The organism is Pontibacter locisalis (assembly GCF_042684605.1).
Classification (GTDB): domain Bacteria; phylum Bacteroidota; class Bacteroidia; order Cytophagales; family Hymenobacteraceae; genus Pontibacter; species Pontibacter locisalis.
The window spans coordinates 240,189-259,231 of sequence record NZ_JBHULU010000009.1; the positions used below are offsets into that span (position 1 = coordinate 240,189).

Genomic DNA, 19,043 nt, shown 5'->3' on the forward strand with positions numbered 1-19,043 from the left:
ATTAGCTTAAGACGCCGGCAAACCCAACGGCTGATTAGTCTCGAAATCATATAGCGTGAGACTACGGAGAGTATAGTAAGCCAGCCAGAAGTTACGTAAAGAACTGATGTAGCTACGGCTGGCTTTGTCTCTTTCCTCTGTCGCTACATTTAGATCCAGAAGTCCTATTTTGCCCTCCAGATACCTGTCTAATGTCACCAGGTAACGCCTTTCAGCTATTTCATCTGCACGTTTAGCGCCCGACATTTGTTTCCGTAGCACCCTGAATCGCTTAACATTTAGATAAATTTCCTGATCAAAATTTATTTTTTGTAGCTCCACATTTGCTTTAACTAAAGTTTGATTTGCTTTTGCGGTACCAATGATTGCATCTGTTCTTCCCCAATCCATCACAGGAACAGTAAATCCTAAACGAATCCGTTGTTGCTGAGAGGGATCGAGATATGCCTCCTGAAACTCCACAGCCTGCTGTGTAAGGCCAAAGGACGCAAAAAGGTTTGCATTGAAGCCTGTTTCGCCCTTAGCTCTTGCCATGCGCATCTCTGCCTCCAGAAGCTCACGTTTAAAACTGATGACTCGCTGTCTGTTCTTGTGAGCTTGTTCCAAAGCTAATTGTTCATCCACTTCAAACTGTGGAATTTCACTTGGTGGTACAAGTTCTATCAGATAATTATCCGTAACACCTAAAAAAACTTTCAGCCTTAGTGTGTTTGCCTCCACATCCAGTGTAGCTTGATCTAGATTCTGAACAGAGTTTAGCAAAGTAAGCTCCATTTGGAGCAACTCATTTTCAGGTATTTTACCATCAGCAAATTTCTTAGCAGCAATTCTATAAAGGGTGTCATTGTTCGCTACATTCTTTTCTGCAATCTGGTAACCAATTTGGCTAAGCAACAGGTTAAAGAAATGACTTGTTGCTTCTTTTGCAATTTCCTCCATTTCCTCCCGGTAATCGCGCTTAGCCTCTTCGTAGCGTAATGGTGATACTTTTCTGTCCCATGATCGGTTATTGAAGCCAAAAATTGGCTGAGTGAGCGTAATTGTGGCAGGTACAGAAGAATACCTGGTACGGTTAAGGTCTGCCTGAAAATCATCAATGCGTTTCATCTGGCTGTTTATTGAAATATAGCCTCCAGTTGGCCATATTTCCTGCCCAAGAGACAGCTGCATAGATGAACTGGCATTATGGGTGTTAATAAAAATCAAGCTTCCTTTATCTGTTAACCGCGGCTCAATGGTTTTATTATACTCAGGTAGCACACCACTAAGGTTTAGCTGTGGAAGGAAATTTGAGCGATATGTTTTATACTGCCATTGCCTGTTCTCAAAAAGTACTGAAGCGTATCTGTACTTTGGAGATTGCTCTTTAGCTAATTGAATTACTGCGTCGAGTGTTAGTATCTTGGTGTTGGGTGAGCTTTCTTCTGTTGCTGCTAAGCTTGGCTGGCTTAAAATCAGCATATACAAAACAGTTAATAGGAGCTTGTTCATATTCCTGTAATTACACAATAAAATGCCTAGAATTTTGATTCTTTAATTACCTGAAATTTAACATGAGTTCAAAATGTATTATGCATGAATGTGCAGCTTTTTTATTAAATCCGTGCATAAATGTGGAAGTTTGATAATAATTATTATCTTTATAAGATTATGGGGTTGCGCTTTTGTGCGGTTTTAAAAAAAGATAAAATAAAAGCCTCTGGAGCTTTAGTAGTTAGAACGACTTAATATTTAACTAATAGTTTAACCGTTAATGAGGAAATAATAACAAATGGCTATTAATAGATATTCACTCTTGATTTTCATGCTGTTGTTAGCTTTTAGCAGCAACGCGCAGTCTTTTAAGTTTGCCTTTGTTTCTGACACACACATTGGTAATCCTACCGCTGAAGAGGACCTTCAGCGAACGGTAGAGGATATCAATTCAGATTCTTCTATAAGCTTTGCTCTTTTTACAGGAGATATAACAGAGTTTGGTTCAGATGAGGAGCTAAAGCTGGCGAAGCGTGTGTTGGATAAGCTTATAAAGCCCTGGTACATTGTGGCAGGTAACCATGATTCCAACTGGTCTGAAAGCGGAAGCAATACTTTCAGGACTGTTTTTGGGTCTGAAACTTTTGCCTTTGCCCATAACGGTTACTTATTTGCCGGCACAAGTTCAGGCCCTAATATGCGGATGGGCCCGGGACAAGTACCGAGAGAGAATATTGTCTGGTTGGATTCTGTACTTACACACATGCCTGATCCAGGTATGCCTGTTATCTACATCAATCATTATCCTCAGGACTCTTCGCAGAACAACTGGTATGATGCCATTGATTTATTGAAAAAGCGGAATGTGCAGCTCATCCTTCACGGCCACGGGCACAATAACCGCCGGTTTACCTATGACGGAATTCCAGCTGTGATGGGACGTTCCAATCTGCGGGCAAAAGCTTCTACGGGTGGATACAACATTGTGAGTGTACAGGATGGCAAAGCAAGCTTCGAAGAAAGGAGACCCGGTTTAGGGACCTTGGAAAAGTGGGTGGAGGTATCTCTTAAAGATCATCAGTTTGCTAAAGAAACAGCCAAATACCACAGACCATCATTTGCAGTGAACAAAAAGTACCCTGATGCAAAGGTAGTGTGGCAATACCAGGATGTTAGTGATGTGGGAGCAGGTACGGCGGAAGGAAAAGATCTGATTGTTGCAACTAATACAGGTGGCTGGGTTTATGCGCTTCAAAAGGAGGATGGAAAGCGAAGGTGGGCCTACAAAACGAATGGTAAGATCTACTCTACGCCCGCAGTTGCCGGAAGGTATGTTGTGGTAGGTTCCTCTGACAATAACATCTACTGCCTGTCACTTAAAACAGGCAAGCTCCTTTGGAAGTCTGCCGCACAAAGACCTGTGCTAGGGTCACCCTTGATCAAGGAAAAAGTTGTCTACATTGGTGCTTCTGATGGTCACTTCAGGGCTCTGAACCTGAAGAGCGGTAAAGTTATCTGGGACTTTGATCAGGTTAACAATTTTGTAGTAACTAAATCACTCTTTTATAAAGATAAGATATACTTTGGCAGTTGGGGAAATGAGTTCTATGCGCTTGAGGCAGCCACTGGCAGGTTAGTCTGGAAGTGGAGCAATGGATCCTCGAACCGTATGTTCTCGCCGGCCGCCTGTTATCCGGTTGCCACTAATGGGCAGGTGTTTATAGTAGCGCCAGATCGCTTCATGACTTCTTTGGATGCCAACACAGGGGAGGTGGTATGGAGAAAGCAGATGAAGGATATCAGGGTGCGGGAATCGATGGGCTTGTCTTCTGATAGTTCGCTGGTATATATTAAAACAATGGATGGAGAGCTGTATGGTGTGTCTACTGCCTTAGATTCAATGCAGCTTTCTTGGAAATCAGAGCTGCGGTTGCCTTATGAACTGTCACCTTCGGCCATAGTAGAGCATGAGGGAGTTGTGTATGTTCCTTCTCATTCCGGAATGGTGAGTGCCGTGGACAGGCAGAGTGGGAAAGTGTTGTGGAAGCATAAAAGCTCGAATAGCCTTATGAACCCGGTCATGCCACTGCAGAAAAGAAAAGTGATTGTAAGTACGATGGATGGTAAAATAACATGCCTGGAATATATGCCTGACACATCTGGAAAATAAAAAACGATTGCTCCTGCAGTTGTGACGGGGGAGAAGTGCTGTCGATAGAGTGAATGATTGAGAGACAAGGTTGGCACTGGTCAATGTTAAAAAAGAAAATATTAATTACATAGGAATGGAAATTACAACCGAGAAAGATTCAAGATATAGTGACCTCGAGAAGATGTCAGTGAGGGAGATCCTGGGAAATATTAACAACGAAGATAAAACTGTGCCGCTTGCTGTAGAAAAAGCTATTCCACAACTAGAGAAGCTGGCGGAGATCGTGGCAGAGAGAATGAAAGCAGGAGGAAGGTTGTTTTACATAGGAGCAGGTACGAGTGGCCGGCTTGGTATCCTGGATGCATCGGAATGCCCGCCTACTTTTGGTGTTTCATTTGATCTGGTGCTGGGGATAATTGCCGGTGGTGATAATGCAATCCGTAAGGCAGTTGAATTTGCTGAAGACGATAAGGAGCAGGCATGGAAGGATCTTCAGGCCTATAACATTGGCAAGAATGATGTTGTGGTAGGTATTGCTGCATCTGGTACAACCCCTTATGTTATTGGGGGACTAAGAACCGCCAATCTGCATGGTATTGCAACCGGTTGCATTGTTTGTAACACAGGAAGTCCTGTGGCCGCAGAGGCACAGTTTCCTGTAGAGATTGTGGTCGGGCCTGAGTTTGTTTCCGGGTCAACCAGAATGAAGTCGGGTACTGCTCAAAAGTTGGCCCTCAACATGCTAAGTACTACTGTTATGATCCAATTAGGCCGTGTGAAGGGAAATAAAATGGTAGATATGCAGTTAACTAACCATAAGCTCTATAACCGGGGAGTCCGGATAATTATGGCTGAGACGGGTACGGATCAGGCTACGGCAGCGGCTCTTCTTGAAAAATATGGGAATGTGCGTCAGGCGGTTGAAAGTTTTTTAATATCTTCATAAATCCAATTAACTGCCTCGTGAGAAGTAGTATAGAAACTGATAATCTTTAACTAACATCATAAAGCTGTTTCAGTAGAGGGAATCCTCAAATTATTTTCTGCTACAGACAGCTATTGATAAACATTCGCCTATGTCTCCTATAGTTCTTTTGTCCTTTCTGATAGGCTATTTTGCTGTATTGATCGGGATTTCATACGTCACCTCTAAGGGGGCTTCTGATAATTCCAGCTTCTTTATTGCCAATCGTAATTCGAAGTGGTATTTCGTTGCTTTCGGTATGATCGGTACTGCTCTGTCCGGTGTTACCTTTATTTCCGTACCTGGGGCCGTGAGCAACAGTAGCTTTGGTTATTTCCAGTTTGTTTTAGGGAATGCAATAGGTTTTATACTGATAGCCTTTGTGCTGCTGCCGCTCTATTATCGCATGAACCTGATCTCGATTTATACTTACCTGGAGAAGCGTTTCGGGTACTGGAGCTATAAATCCGGTTCTATGATCTTTCTGATTTCCCGTACTATTGGTTCTGCTTTTAGGCTTTACCTGGTAGCAATCGTGTTGCAAAAGTTTATTTTTGATTCCTGGAATGTTCCGTTTGGAGTAACAGTAGCTATATGCCTGCTACTTATCTGGGTTTATACACATAAAGGAGGACTTAAAACCATTGTTATCACGGATACACTGCAAACTGTGTTCCTGTTGGGTTCGGTACTATTGTCCATCTGGTTTATATCAGATAGCCTTGACATGAGCTTAGGGCAGACGTTTGAGGCTGTGAAAGAAAGCTCCTACTCCAAGATTTTCTTCTGGGAAGATTTTATGGGTAGTAAGAGCCATTTCCTGAAGTATTTCTTTGGAGGTATATTCGTAACGATCGCGATGACTGGTCTTGACCAGGACCTGATGCAGAAGAACCTGAGCTGCAAGAACATAGGGGAAGCTCAGAAAAACATGCTGACTTTTACGGCAGTATTTGTAGCTATCAATATCTTCTTCCTCAGTGTGGGTGCTTTACTTTATATGTATGCCGAAGCCAAAGGTATAGATGTGACAGCGCTTCGAACACCGGACCACCTGTTTCCGGAGATTGCGCTAAACCACCTGGCGCTGTTACCTGCTATTATTTTCATGCTTGGACTTACGGCAGCCACCTTTGCTACAACAGATTCTGCCCTAACAGCTTTGACTACATCCTTCTGTGTGGACTTTCTGGGCTTCACTAAAAAACAGAACCATGATGACATAAAACTGATCCGTACCCGGCATATCGTACACGTAGCCTTTTCAGTAGTAATGCTATTGGTGATCCTGGTGTTCAGGGTTATTAACGATGATTCCGTGGTAAATGCTATTTTCCGTGCAGCTGGCTATACTTATGGGCCCTTATTAGGTTTGTTTGCTTTTGGTATGGCGAATAAGCGTGCTGTGGCAGATAAACTGGTGCCATACATATGTGTTGTTTCTCCAATATTAACCTATGCGCTGGATAGCAACTCGCTTGAGTGGTTTGGCTATGCAATGGGCTTTGAGCTGATTGTGGTGAATGCTGCCATTACATTTATCCTGTTGCTGGTTACCAGCAGGCCAGGAGGTGGACTGATGATGGATGCCTTGGAAGAGGCTGAGAAAGTGAGATTGAAGAAAGCTGCGCACTAATTAATTTTAACTTCTATGACCATAGATAAGCTTTTGGAAACCTTTCTGCCAAAAGCGCGCATTAGGTCACGACTCATTGATGTTGTGTCTTATGCTTCTGATGCAGGCTTTTATTATCTGAAGCCTAAAGCAGTGGTGCAGCCTGTATCTGAGGAGGAAATAACGAAGCTCTTTGCGCTTTCGCAGCAACACAGGATTCCGCTTACATTCCGAACGGCAGGCACCAGCTTGTCTGGCCAGTCCATTACAGATGGAATACTTGTAGACCTGAGCCAGTTCTGGAATAAAATACAGGTAGAGGAGGAAGGGCAGCAGGTACGTGTTCAGCCCGGAGTGATTGGCGCTATCGTAAATGCACACCTGCGTAAGTATAAGCGGAAGATCGGTCCGGACCCAGCCAGTATTAATTCGGCTATGGTGGGCGGTATCCTTTCCAATAATGCCAGCGGCATGTGCTGCGGTGTCAGCAAAAACTCCTACCACACTACAAAGTATATTCGCTTCATTTTGCCAAACGGTAAAGCCTTCAGCACAGAATTGCAGGGAGATTATGACCGGTTTTTGTTAGAATGCCCTGAGTTATACCTGGCGCTTGAAAGCCTGAAAAAGCAGATATGCAGCAATCCTGAGTTATATGATGCCATCAGGTACAAGTACCGCACGAAAAATACTGTCGGGTACTCTGTCAATTCTTTCATTGACTTTGAGCACCCCCTGGATATTATGGCGCACCTGCTGATTGGTGCCGAAGGTACACTGGGCTTTATTGCGGAAGCGGTACTATACACAGTGCCTGACTACCCTGCTAAATCTACAGCGCTGCTGTACTTTCCGGATATTTATGCTGCCTGCCAGGCCATTGTGCCTCTCTCAGAAACTGGGGCAGAGGCAGTAGAGCTGATGGATAGGGCCTCGCTTCGTTCTGTTGAACACATGGCAGGTTTGCCAGCCTTCATCCAAACCTTGCCAGGATCTGCTGCCGCGCTACTGGTGGAGTTTCAGGGAAATACCCCGGAGAAGGTGCAGCATAAGATTCTTCAGTTTACCTCTTTAGCTTCAGGCCTGTCCTTGCTCGAAGAACCTGTTTTCACAACAGATGCAGTGGAGCAGGCGCTCTTGTGGAAAATACGGAAAGGTATGTTTCCTGCTGTTGGGGCAGTAAGAGCTAGTGGTACTACTGTTATATTAGAAGATGTTGCTTTCCCGGTTGAAATGCTGGGTGATGCCATTCTGGATCTGCAAGAGCTCTTCAGAAAGCATGGTTACAGCAATGCCATCATCTTCGGCCATGCCAAAGATGGCAACATACATTTTGTTGTTACCCAGGCTTTTGATACCCCCGCTGAAGTTGCCCGCTACGATCGTTTCCTGCAAGAAGTGGTTGAGCTGGTAGTAAAGAAATACAAAGGTGCGCTAAAGGCCGAACATGGTACCGGCCGTAACATGGCTCCTTTCGTGGAAACAGAGTGGGGAGCAGAAGTATACCAGATCATGAAGGCACTGAAGCAGGTTGTCGATCCGGAGAACTTGCTTAACCCGGGAGTGATCATCAATCATGATAAAAATGCCCACATCCAGAACCTGAAGGACTTGCCACAGGTGGAAGAGGAGGTTGATAAGTGTATTGAGTGTGGGTTCTGCGAACACAAATGCCCGAGCCGTAACCTTACCCTTACACCTCGCAGAAGAATAGTGGTACGAAGGGAATTGCAGAAGTTGAAAAGTGCTGGAAATAAAAAGCAGCATGAGGAATTACTTGATCAGTTTCATTATGATGGCCTGGATACCTGTGCCGTTGACGGACTCTGTGCGACTGCCTGCCCGGTAGATATAAATACAGGCGACCTTGTAAAACGACTGCGCAGGGAAAGCCACAGCGACTTTGCAAATAACGTTGCCTTGCTGGTAGCTAAGAACTTTAAACCTGTTGCTTCAACTGTAAACTTTGGTTTGAAGGCAGGTGCAGGTGTAAATAAACTATTGGGAGCCAATACGCTTGCCAGTTTAACAAAGGGAGTAAAAAGTATAGTGCCGGAGTTCCCGCTTTGGTCAAACCAACTGGCCCCGGGCAAAGCTGTTGCTGGTCTTGGAAGTAGCAGTGTTCCCCATGAGGAGGCGGAGGTGGTATACTTTCCCACCTGTATTTCCCGCACGATGGGAGATCCGGATAATTCCAAAAAGAGCATCATTGAAACGTTTCGGAGTGTATCAGAGAGGGTAGGAGTGAAGTTCTTGATCCCACAGGATGTGGAAAGTGCCTGCTGCGGCCAGATCTTCTCCTCAAAGGGGTATAGCAAAGCTTTTGCTTATACGGCTAACGAAACAATACAGAAAGTCTGGGATTGGACGGATAAAGGCCGGATGCCACTGGTGCTTGATATTACCTCCTGTACCTATACCTTACAGAATTGCCGTCCGATATTAACGCCTGAGAATAAGCAAAAATTTGATACGCTTAGGATCATAGACAGCATTGAGTATATCACTGATTTTCTACTGCCAAAAGCAAAGATCCTGAAAAAGAAGGGGAGCATTGTAGTGCACCCGGTTTGCTCGCTTCAAAAGATGGGATTAGAAGCTAAATTTTTGAGTATAGCAAAGCAGTTAGCAAGCGAGGTTACTGTACCTATGCACGCAGGCTGTTGCGGTATGGCCGGCGACAGAGGCTTTCTGGTACCCGAGCTTACAGCATCAGCAACGGCACCTGAGGCACAGGAAGTGAAGCAACAGGAATATGAGGGGTACTATTCCACAGCCAAAACCTGTGAAATGGCTATGTCAGAGGCTGTAGGTAGAAACTATGAATCAATTCTATACTTGCTGGACGAGTGCCTGTAGATAAAGATTAGATGTAAAAAAGCGCCTGTTACAAGAAATAACAGGCGCTTTTTTATTGGGTGTTTTCTGTTATACAACAGTTATAGACTGTGCATATTCCCTTAAATCTGCATCTCTGGGGTCAAGATCTGTGACCAGGTAATGAATAGAGTTGAGGTCACATACTTTCATGCTTTGATCAGAGCCAAGCTTTTCTGCAATACTCATGATGGCTGTTCTCTTGGCTGACCTGATCATGGCCTTTTTTACCTGCACAACTTCCCAGTCGGAGTCAGTAAGACCATCTTCAACAGAAAGGCTGTTCGTGCCCAGAACGCAAAGGTCCACTTTTATCTCGTTCAGCTGATTGATAACCTGTGCTCCTGTTATAATGTGTGAACTCTTTGAAAGCTGCCCACCCAGGAGAATGACATTTGTATTAGAGCGTTCGGCAAGCTCCAGTGCTACAAGCGGGCTAACTGTAAAAAAAGTGCACCGCAGGCTATCCGGAATCATCCGGGCTACTTCAATCATAGTTGTACCGCCACCAACTAAAACGGTCATGCCATCCTGAAGCATACCAATCAATTTGCCCGCAATTTCCTTCTTAGCCTCTTTCGCATAAACCTCTATTTGCTGAAAGGGATAGTGAAAAGATTTAGACAATGCTCCTCCGTGTACTTTCAGTATCTTGCCGCTTTCAGCCAGCTCATTCAGGTCCCGTCGCACAGTATCTTCAGAAACATTAAGCTTAACACTTAAGTCTGATGAAAGCACCTTGTTGTGCAAGTTTATCTGCTTTATAATAAAAGCTTGCCGTTCTTCTTTTAGCATACTGTTATCTGCGAAAGGTAAGACTCAAATATAAGATAAATTCTATTAAGTAGCTTTGGCATGTTTTTCATGAACTGCTAAATTTCACTTAGAAGCTCTCCAGTGCTTATGAAAAAACCTGCCTTTACGGCTCCTGAAGGGAAACCGGTAAAAGCAGGCCTTTGTCTTTCCTGTTCAGTAAAGCTATACTTTCACATATATTTTTTTCTTGTCCATCCAGTAACCTATCAGCCACATCACGAGCATGTAGGTTAAAGCAAATAGTAAGGAAGCTGTTTTCCCCTCCGTCCAGGTGAGGAAGAAGTTATCGTAGATCCATTTCTGCAGGCTTACTTCGCCAACTCTTACGAAGCTCAGTGTCTTGATAAGAAGGGTTGCTAAAGCGAAGATGAACAGTGGGTTTTTGCCGAAGGCTTCAAAGAAGTACGTCCACTTAACATAGCCGGCAATTTCTATAATTAAAATCAACGCTGCTAGTATGATCAGGCTCAGTCCTACGGAATGAAGAACATAAGAACTCGTCCAGAGCGGTTTATTGATTGGGAAAGTAGTGTCCCAAACCAAAGCAACAGCTACTAACAGACCACCAGCTACTCCCAATTTTAAAACCGAATTTAAGTTGTTGCCATTCTTTTGGATGAATACACCTGCGAAGTATCCGGCAATTACGTTCACCACTGCGGGTAAGGTGCTCAAAAGCCCTTCCGGGTCAAATGGAATACCAAAACCTTTGTACAGGTTTTGGTCTGGAATGAAAAACCTGTCAAATTTTAAAGCTGCGTTGCCTTCTAAGCTGTATGGATCTGCAGGGGCTCCAAAGAAATACATGATACCCCAGTAGGAGAGGAGGGTGACCACACTGAAGATAAGAGCACCTTTGGGTTTAAGGTAGTGTATAACCAGAGATGCGATAAAATAGCAAAGGGCAATGCGCTGTAAAACGCCCATGATGCGCACTGAGGTAAAATCTTTCAGCACTATTGCTCCATCTTCGCGGGTAACGAAAGGGAAAAGGTGCAGAAACATGCCGATAAGAAAAATAAGAGCAGTTCTTTTAAACACTTTCTTCAGGAACGCGCTTTCGGGCTGTGTTTCAAACTTCCGCATGCTAAAGCTCATCGCATTCCCTACAACAAAAAGAAATGAAGGGAATACCAGGTCGGTAACCGTAAAGCCATGCCAGGCTGCATGCCTGAAGGGGGCAAAGATATTGCCCCAACTACCAGGATTATTCACCACAACCATCAGGGCAATAGTTAATCCTCGCAAAACATCCAGCGAAAGATAGCGCTCGGAAGCAAAGCTTTTTAACAGGCCGGAATCTGCTGTGTCGCGAACAATAGTGAGCTTGTGCATTTTGTTAGCTTTTGATGAGGTTAAGGTTGTTAAGGTTCATAGCTGTTATTTTGTACCAGTGGCATAAAGGGAACAAATAAATCCCGCCCCGGATTCGGGGCGGGATTAGTAATTAATTATTCTTGTATAGAAGCAGCACCGTTGATTTTGGCTTTCTCTATGGCATCATACACTACCTGCAGCACATTGGTGCGGGTATTCAACTTACTGAGCTTAGGGTTCTCACGGGTTGGATTTACCCGGTTAGACAGGAATACATAAACCAGCTTATTGATTGGGTCTATCCAGGTGTAAGTGCCTGTAAAACCTGAGTGGCCAAAGCTAATCGATGGCGCGGATGGCGCAGCATTGCTGTTCTGTGCGCCAGGCTTAGCCGGTCTGTCGAAGCCTAATGCACGGTAATTGCCCTGGTCGCAGAACTGACATTTACTGAACGCACTCACAGTGTTACCGGCAATGTAGGTTCTGTTGGCATAGGTGCCGTCATTAAGATACAACTGCATCAGCTTGGCTACATCATTGGCATTACCGAATAAGCCTGCATGTCCGCTAACCCCACCCAGCATGGCCGCCCCCTCGTCGTGTACGGTTGTGTGCAGAAGCTGTGAGCGGAAATGCGGCTCATACTCTGTTGGCACAACCTGAGAAGAAGCGTAATACCTGTAAGGGTTGAATGTAAGCGAGGTGGCACCGATTGGCTTGTAAATATTCTCTTTCAGGTAAGATTCAAACTCCTGGCCAGTGATGTTTTCCACCACCTTTGGCGCAAGTATAAAGGACAGGTCACTGTATACATATCCCGGTTTCTCGTTCAGTGGTGACTCGGCGATCTGCTTGTAAATCTTTGCAGCGTACTTGCGGTGGATGTACAGGCTATCTGCCACTTTAATCGGGAACCGTGCAGAAGAGTCTGTCTTGAAAGTTGCCCATTTGAACTTGCCGTTCTTCTTTACAGTCTCTTTCCAAAAGGGTATCCAGGCTTTCAGGCCCGCCTGGTGGGTAAGTATATCTCTATACTTCAGGTTCTCTTTGTTAGAGCCCTGCATCATTGGCAGGTATGATCCGAGGGTATGGTCTACATCAAACCGGCCCTCACCTTTTAACTTCATCAGTGCTGCCAGTGAGGTGGATATCTTCGTTACAGAGGCCAGGTCGTAGAGGTCAGTGTTCTTTACAGCTACCTGGTTGTCGTAAGTGTGGTAGCCGTAAGATTTCTGATAGATTACCTTACCATCCTTTGCCACCAGAACCTGAGCGCCAGGTGTGGCTTTTTCACGAATAGCCAGAGCTACTAGAGAATCTATGCCGGCTAAGTCCTTGGTTTTAAGTCCAACTGCCTCAGGAGACGTATAAGCCAATCTAAGATTTCCTTGCGTCGTTAGTCCATCGCCGATTCTGAAGGCATTAGATACTGTCACCGGCAACTTGCCTTTCGCACCGATACCACCAAATATGATCTGCGAGACCACATCCTGGGCCAGCGCGGTTTCCTGATAAGCTGTGATAACCGCACTGGCTTTGTCTACGCTTTCCAGGTTAGCTAGGCTGTAAACATTGCCAAACACGCTTATAATTGTTGGCTTGGTGCGGATAAGGTCTTTCAGGAACAGGTTCATTTCAGAAGTAATACCAAAGTTGCTGCTGCCGGCTTTCAGGTTCAGCCTGTGCACGCCCGCAATTACAAGGTTATACTTTGCCAGTTGCTCTTTTAACTTTTGCAGGTCTGCAAGGGAGGCGCTCGGTGTCAGGTAGTACGTATCTACGTTCGTGTAACGCGCTAACCCTCGCTGGAAATCTGTTTCTTTGTCTGTGCCGATGGCCAGGGCAGCAATACGCATGGTATCCAGGGTCTGAATCGGAAGTATGTTCTTCTTGTTACGCAACAGCGTAACAGAACCCTCCATTAACTGGCGGTTCAGGTATTCAGCGTGCGGGTTGTTCAGGTCAGCAATCAGGTTCTTTGTTTCAATTGGCTCCCATTTATCCAGGCCCATCCATAACTTAGCAGCCAGCACTTTACGAACACGGGCATCAATTTCTTCCTGCGTAATTTCTTTATTTTGAATGGCTTTCTTTACTTCAGCAATAGTCGTCTTTACGTCCATTGTGTTTAGCATTACATCATTTCCAGCCAACAATGCTTTTACATCCACCACACCCGGAGGATAGAATTTAGCGACGCCCTGCATGTTCAGGGCATCGGTAAACACAAGACCTTTGTAGTTCAGCTCCTTCTTGAGTAAATCAGAAACGATCTTTTGGGAAAGGGTAGAGGCCAGGTTTGGCGTATTGTCCAGTACCGGAATATTCATGTGCGCTACCATCACGCTGCCTAAGCCATGTTGCATCAGCTCACGGAAGGGATAAAGTTCAGTTGAGTCGAGGCGGATGCGGGAGAAGTGGATCACAGGCAATCCGTAGTGTGAGTCTACATTGGTATCACCATGGCCCGGGAAATGCTTGGCACTAGCCAGTATATGGTTATCCTGCATTCCTTTCATGTAAGCGATTGACTTTCGCGCTACGTTATACTTGTTCTCGCCAAAGGAGCGGAACCCGATCACCGGATTGTTGGCGTTATTGTTAATATCAACAGTAGGTGCAAAGTTTATTTGAATACCCATGCGCTTGCATTGGCGGGCAATTTCGGCACCCATTTCATAAATAAGTTTCTCATCAGTTACACCACCCATGGTCATCTGGTAGGGGAACTTGATGGTGCTGTCCAGGCGCATGGCAAGGCCCCACTCACCGTCGATACTTACCATCAGCGGCACTTTACTTTCCCGCTGATAGCGGTTAGTCATCTTGGCCTGCCGTACCGGCCCTCCCTGGAAAAAGATCAGGCCGCCAACTTTATAGGTGTTGATCAGGTTGCTGATCGAGTCGATGTGGGCCTGATCCTTGTTGGAGTAAACCGGAATCATGATCAGCTGCGCAATCCGCTCCTCCGGCGTCAGGGACTTGATAACAGAATCCACCCAGGGCGAATGCAGGTTTGCCAGGAAAGCAGGGTCTCTGGCAGGATCAAAGGCTGGAGCTACAGTTTTTTGATTAGCTGACTTGCGTGATTTTGTGGTTTTGCTCTGAGCATGCAGGTCAGGCAGGCTTAGAACCAGTAAAAATACAAGTGACAGAGAAAGAGATAGAAACTTTTTCAAGGGTTCGGGAATAATTAATGGTTGATATACTGCAATATAAGAGAATTAAGATAATCTGTATTTTTATTTGCGGTATTTTTTTTAAATCCGGCAAATAAAAGCAATATTGTTGTCGTGGTTAAAAGGTAGTGTGGGTGCAAATATTACATAAATCGTTTTAAAATGGTGAATTCAATAATAAACTCTTTCTCTCGGATCTCCTGCATATTACTGGCAGGTGCTTGGATTACCTCCTGTTCTGTAAATCCTTATGCCGAAACAAACAGGGTATACAAAAAGCAGGCAAAAGCATACGGCCAGTCGTTATGGGCAGTGCCTGAGGTAAAACCGGAAGAGGTGAACTACCCTGTGGGAGATTATTGGGTTGGGGCCACCAATTTTAACATGCGGAAGCCAAACTTTGTGATCATCCATCACACCGCACAGAATTCTACAGCGCACACCTTAAAGACTTTTACCACGCCGGCAACAAGTGTGAGTGCACACTACGTGATCGGGCGGGATGGAAAGGTTTATCAAATGCTAAATGACTATCTGCGTGCCTGGCATGCCGGCGCCGGTAAGTGGGGAAACAATACGGACATAAATTCCTCATCAATCGGTATAGAATTGGATAACAATGGCGCAGAGCCCTTCTCAGAAGAGCAGATCAAAAGTTTGCTTGGTGTGCTGGAAATGCTGAAAAAGAAACATAGTATACCTGCCGCTAATATTATTGGGCACTCTGATATCGCACCAACCCGAAAAGTAGATCCTAATCCTACATTTCCCTGGAAAAAAATGGCTGAAAATGGCTTTGGCTTGTGGTACGATGAAGATGTGCTGGATAGCGTAATGGTAGCTAAGACTTACCCTGTTTCCGATTCAACCATCCTGCAGAACGGTGTACAGGATAGCCTGGTGGTGTTTGAGAAGAGGCCACTTTATGAGGTGCCCGAATCTTTTAATCCGCAGGAGGCGCTTCGTATTATTGGTTTCGATATTAGTAACTTAGATGCTGCTATCAAGGCATTTAAACTTCATTTCATTCAGGAAGATATTAACGCTGTTTTAACAGATGATGATAAAAGAATTCTTTACAACCTTTACAGGAAGTACATGTAAAGGTAAATTCAGGTAGTAAACGAATAAAATCAGTTCCTATGGTCCCTATCCGGAAAATGAATAGAGCGCTTCGTGTAATCTTGTACTCCTGCTTCTGTGTATTTCTGCTATCTGCATGTAGTACTACCCGCCAGGCTGGCAAAGATGTAGTTTCTGAGGAGGTGCCTTATGGCCCGGAGGTGATCAGGAAGCAGGTGATGGACCTCGAGGACCGCAGGCAGAGTTTCGTTGGCTTTGCCCTGTACGATCCGGAACTGGGGCAGATGGTAGTGGAGCATAATTCTGACAAGTACTTTGTACCTGCCTCAAATACCAAGCTCTTTACCTTCTATGTAAGCGATAGGATGCTCGGCGATTCCATACCTGCCCTAAAGTATGTTATCAAAGGAGACTCATTGATTTTCTGGGGCACAGGCGACCCAACATTTGCGCACATGGATGTGAAGAACACCATAGCCTATGATTTTCTGAAGAACCGGCCTGAAAAGCTGTATTACCTGGAGGCACCCTTTTTCAGTACACCCTTTGCCATAAACTGGGGGTGGGACGATTACAACTATTATTACCAGCCGGAGCGTAGCATATTTCCGGTGCATGGTAACATTGTGAAGTTTTCGCGAAGCAATGGAGACAGCACCTACACTACCACGCCCTCTTACTACAAGCCAAACATTAAAACAGATACGGCAGTCTATTCCCACAATAATGCATTCAGAAGAGCCTTACGCACGAATGATTTTACGTTTTACCCGAAGCACACAAAAGAAGGTTATTCCCAGGAAGTGCCTTTTATTACCTCTCCTGAACTTACTGTGCAGCTGTTGGCTGATACATTAAAGCGCCCGGTGCAGCTGATCACACGCCCGGTGCCTCAGAACGCACAAGTCTTATATGGCCTTCCTGCTGACACAGTGTTTAAGCGAATGTTGCAGGTAAGTGACAACCTGTTGGCTGAGCAGTTACTTGTTCTTAGCTCCGGCACACTGTCAGATACGCTTTCTGTGGAGCGTGCTATTGATCATGGACTTAAAACATACCTGGCAGATTTGCCGGATAAGCCGGTTTGGGTGGATGGGTCTGGCCTCTCTACGATGAATATGTTTACGCCAAGAACTATCATTGCCTTACTTAAAAAGCTACAGGAGGAACGGCCACAGGAAAAGCTCTTCCCATTACTTGCAACCGGAGGGAAGCCAGGTACTTTCCGGAATATCTATAAAGCCGATGTTCCTTTTGTATTTGGTAAGTCCGGAACCTTGTCTCATGTGCATAACCAGAGTGGTTACATTATTACCAGGAGTGGGAAAGTGCTGCTCTATAGTTTTATGAATAACAATTTTAATGCTTCTGCTTCAGAAATCCGTAATGATATGGTCCGGATCATGACGGAAGTGCATGAGAAATACTAACGCAAACCACTAACCTCAAACCTATGTTAAAACTATCTATCCGTTCCTTCGACCTGCCTTTAAAGCATACTTTCACTATTTCTTATGATTCACGTGATGTGCAGCCTACCCTTATTGTGGAGTTGCAGCAAGATGGGCACAAGGGGTATGGAGAAGCAACCAGCAATCCATACTATGGATTCACAATAGAAAGTATGACGGAAGCACTGGAAAACATCAGGGAGCAGGTTGAGTCCACAGAACTTACCAGCCCTGAGGAATTCTGGTCAATGATGCAGCCCCTGCTAAAAGATAATCCCTTCGCTCTTTGCGCCCTGGACATGGCGGCCAATGACCTGTATGGTAAAATGAACGGGCAGCCACTCTACAAACTGTGGGGCCTGGAGGCTAACAATATGCCACTAACAGACTACACCATTGGTATCGACTCCATTGAAAACATGGTAAAAAAGCTACGGGAAACCCCATGGCCGCTTTATAAGATCAAGCTGGGGACTCCTGATGATGTAGCTATTGTGAGAGAGCTGCGGAAGTATACAGATGCTGTTTTCAGGGTAGACGCCAACTGTGCCTGGGGCGTGGAGGAGACCATTGAGAATTCCCGGCAGCTGAAACCTTTGGGAGTAGAGTTTATTGAGCAGCCCATGCGGGCAGATGATATGGAGGGTATGAAAGAAGTTTACAAAAGCTCCGAACTGCCACTCATTGCTGATGAGAGTTGCATTACAGAAGGTGACGTTGCTAAATGTCACGGCCTGTTTCATGGTGTGAATGTCAAGTTGGTGAAGTGTGGAGGACTTACACCTGCACGAAGAATGATAGCAGAGGCTAAGAGTTTAGGTATGAAGGCTATGGTAGGCTGCATGACGGAATCAAGTGTAGGTATTTCAGCCATCGCGCAACTACTGCCGTTACTCGACTATGTAGATATGGATGGCGCGCTGTTGCTAAGTAAAGATATCGCTACTGGTGTTACCATTGACTATGGTAAAGTGTATTACAGTAAAGAGAACGGCACAGGAGCAACTCTTATCGCTTAAAATTGACTGCTGCCCTGATACATACTGATCAGTTGCCGGGCCGCACACTTGTGGTGGATGGGGAGGAGTACCTGTTTTTCAGTGGTACTTCTTACCTGGGAATATCGCATAACCAGGAGTTCAGAGCATGCCTGGTAGAAGGAATGGGCCGCTATGGCACAAATTATTCCAGCTCCCGCAACTCTAACCTCCGGTTAAAGGTGTTTGATGAGGCCGAGGATGCCCTTGCGTTATGGACTGGGGCAGAGGCCGCTCTTACCATGTCCTCAGGGTACATGGCCGGGCAGACGGTGGTGCAGAATTTTATTGACAGTGGCCGGTTCATTTATGCCCCCGGAGCGCATCCGGCTTTGTGGCGGAGTGGGCTTGATGCAACAGATGCTAATCAAACATTCAATGAATGGGTAATCCGGTTACAGCAGGATGTCCCGGCAACACCTGAGCAGCATATCATCATCGTTTGTAATTCTCTTGACCCCCTACACGCCGAGAACTATACTTTCAGCTGGATTGCTGGTTTACCCGAGGGTAAGCAGTACACGATCATCATAGATGATTCCCATGGCTTTGGAGTAACCGGGAAGGGAGGAGCTGGTTGCTTCAGACGATTAAAGGAGGAGCATCCGAAGGTGCGCCTGATTGTGCTGGGGTCATTGGGCAAAGCACTTGGTATTCCTGCAGGAGTAGTGCTTTCTGATAAAAAAACGGTTGAACAGCTTGAGCAAAGTCCTTTTTTTGGAGGTGCTTCTCCGGCGGTACCAGCTTACCTGTATGCTTTTGTGCACTGCAGGAAAGTGTTTGCTGATGCCCTTGATAAGTTATTCTTTAACATAAAGACTTTCGAAAGTAAGCTGGAGCAACCCGCCCGGTTTAGCTTTTTTGAAAACTATCCTGTTTTTTATACCCCTAACAAACAGCTTTGCCCCTTTTTGCTGGAGCGTAAAATCGTTATCTCCAGTTTCCGGTACCCGACACCTGCTGATGATCCGATAACACGCATTGTTCTTAGCAGCCTTCATACAGAGGATGACCTGGAGTGCCTGGCGAACCATATTAACCGTCTTGAAGTTGTACCTAGTAGAGTGTAAAGCTGCTTT

General features: G+C 45.3%; 12 protein-coding genes. 8 read left to right on the forward strand and 4 right to left on the reverse strand.

All coding sequences use genetic code 11. The annotated features are described in order from the left end of the window. Nucleotides 1-6 precede the first annotated feature (6 nt). On the reverse strand, nucleotides 7-1,461 hold the full coding sequence (locus ACFSRY_RS06770) for a TolC family protein (RefSeq protein WP_377504346.1): 1,455 nt from the start codon (nucleotides 1,459-1,461) through the stop codon (nucleotides 7-9). Between the two features lie 310 nt (nucleotides 1,462-1,771). Between ACFSRY_RS06770 and ACFSRY_RS06775 the strand changes: the two genes are divergently transcribed. From ACFSRY_RS06775 to ACFSRY_RS06790, 4 genes are all read left to right on the forward strand, one after another. Beyond that, on the forward strand, nucleotides 1,772-3,643 hold the full coding sequence (locus ACFSRY_RS06775) for an outer membrane protein assembly factor BamB family protein (RefSeq protein ID WP_377504348.1): 1,872 nt from the start codon (nucleotides 1,772-1,774) through the stop codon (nucleotides 3,641-3,643). Between the two features lie 115 nt (nucleotides 3,644-3,758). Then, nucleotides 3,759-4,571: an N-acetylmuramic acid 6-phosphate etherase gene (gene murQ, locus ACFSRY_RS06780; protein WP_377504350.1), complete on the forward strand. Its 813-nt coding sequence runs from the start codon at nucleotides 3,759-3,761 to the stop codon at nucleotides 4,569-4,571. A 130-nt stretch (nucleotides 4,572-4,701) separates the two neighbouring features. Then, a complete protein-coding gene (locus tag ACFSRY_RS06785; protein ID WP_377504352.1) occupies nucleotides 4,702-6,225 on the forward strand; it encodes a sodium:solute symporter in 1,524 nt (507 codons plus the stop codon). A 15-nt stretch (nucleotides 6,226-6,240) separates the two neighbouring features. After that, on the forward strand, nucleotides 6,241-9,063 hold the full coding sequence (locus ACFSRY_RS06790) for an FAD-binding and (Fe-S)-binding domain-containing protein (protein WP_377504354.1): 2,823 nt from the start codon (nucleotides 6,241-6,243) through the stop codon (nucleotides 9,061-9,063). 69 nt (nucleotides 9,064-9,132) lie between these two features. On the opposite strand, the gene ACFSRY_RS06795 is transcribed toward ACFSRY_RS06790, so the two are convergent. The 3 genes from ACFSRY_RS06795 to ACFSRY_RS06805 all read right to left on the reverse strand — a co-directional run bounded on the left by ACFSRY_RS06795 (nucleotide 9,133) and on the right by ACFSRY_RS06805 (nucleotide 14,393). Next, nucleotides 9,133-9,876, reverse strand: a complete 744-nt coding sequence (locus ACFSRY_RS06795; RefSeq protein ID WP_377504356.1) for a DeoR/GlpR family DNA-binding transcription regulator — start codon at nucleotides 9,874-9,876, stop codon at nucleotides 9,133-9,135. 183 nt (nucleotides 9,877-10,059) lie between these two features. Beyond that, nucleotides 10,060-11,232 (reverse strand): acyltransferase family protein, encoded by a 1,173-nt coding sequence (locus ACFSRY_RS06800; protein ID WP_377504358.1) that lies wholly within the window; start codon nucleotides 11,230-11,232, stop codon nucleotides 10,060-10,062. 116 nt (nucleotides 11,233-11,348) lie between these two features. Further along, nucleotides 11,349-14,393, reverse strand: coding sequence for a glycoside hydrolase family 3 N-terminal domain-containing protein (locus ACFSRY_RS06805; protein ID WP_449301365.1), 3,045 nt, complete (start codon nucleotides 14,391-14,393; stop codon nucleotides 11,349-11,351). 162 nt (nucleotides 14,394-14,555) lie between these two features. On the opposite strand from ACFSRY_RS06805, the gene ACFSRY_RS06810 reads away from it, so the two are divergent. The 4 genes from ACFSRY_RS06810 to ACFSRY_RS06825 are packed head-to-tail and all read left to right on the forward strand — an operon-like array spanning nucleotide 14,556 to nucleotide 19,034. Next, nucleotides 14,556-15,497, forward strand: a complete 942-nt coding sequence (locus tag ACFSRY_RS06810; protein WP_377504360.1) for an N-acetylmuramoyl-L-alanine amidase — start codon at nucleotides 14,556-14,558, stop codon at nucleotides 15,495-15,497. Between the two features lie 38 nt (nucleotides 15,498-15,535). Further along, entirely contained in the window at nucleotides 15,536-16,906 is a 1,371-nt protein-coding gene (locus tag ACFSRY_RS06815) for a D-alanyl-D-alanine carboxypeptidase (protein WP_377504362.1), read from the forward strand. A 23-nt stretch (nucleotides 16,907-16,929) separates the two neighbouring features. Next, on the forward strand, nucleotides 16,930-17,946 hold the full coding sequence (locus tag ACFSRY_RS06820) for a dipeptide epimerase (RefSeq protein ID WP_377504364.1): 1,017 nt from the start codon (nucleotides 16,930-16,932) through the stop codon (nucleotides 17,944-17,946). A 2-nt stretch (nucleotides 17,947-17,948) separates the two neighbouring features. Further along, nucleotides 17,949-19,034, forward strand: a complete 1,086-nt coding sequence (locus tag ACFSRY_RS06825) for an aminotransferase class I/II-fold pyridoxal phosphate-dependent enzyme (protein WP_377504366.1) — start codon at nucleotides 17,949-17,951, stop codon at nucleotides 19,032-19,034. Nucleotides 19,035-19,043 lie beyond the last annotated feature (9 nt).

Bases quoted from the DNA above. Each gene is read 5' to 3' on its own strand.
- ACFSRY_RS06770 (WP_377504346.1), bottom strand. From the start codon at position 1,461: ATGCTGATTTTAAGCCAGCCAAGCTTAGCAGCAACAGAAGAAAGCTCA.
- ACFSRY_RS06775 (WP_377504348.1), top strand. From the start codon at position 1,772: ATGGCTATTAATAGATATTCACTCTTGATTTTCATGCTGTTGTTAGCT.
- murQ (WP_377504350.1), top strand. From the start codon at position 3,759: ATGGAAATTACAACCGAGAAAGATTCAAGATATAGTGACCTCGAGAAG.
- ACFSRY_RS06785 (WP_377504352.1), top strand. From the start codon at position 4,702: ATGTCTCCTATAGTTCTTTTGTCCTTTCTGATAGGCTATTTTGCTGTA.
- ACFSRY_RS06790 (WP_377504354.1), top strand. From the start codon at position 6,241: ATGACCATAGATAAGCTTTTGGAAACCTTTCTGCCAAAAGCGCGCATT.
- ACFSRY_RS06795 (WP_377504356.1), bottom strand. From the start codon at position 9,876: ATGCTAAAAGAAGAACGGCAAGCTTTTATTATAAAGCAGATAAACTTG.
- ACFSRY_RS06800 (WP_377504358.1), bottom strand. From the start codon at position 11,232: ATGCACAAGCTCACTATTGTTCGCGACACAGCAGATTCCGGCCTGTTA.
- ACFSRY_RS06810 (WP_377504360.1), top strand. From the start codon at position 14,556: ATGGTGAATTCAATAATAAACTCTTTCTCTCGGATCTCCTGCATATTA.
- ACFSRY_RS06815 (WP_377504362.1), top strand. From the start codon at position 15,536: ATGGTCCCTATCCGGAAAATGAATAGAGCGCTTCGTGTAATCTTGTAC.
- ACFSRY_RS06820 (WP_377504364.1), top strand. From the start codon at position 16,930: ATGTTAAAACTATCTATCCGTTCCTTCGACCTGCCTTTAAAGCATACT.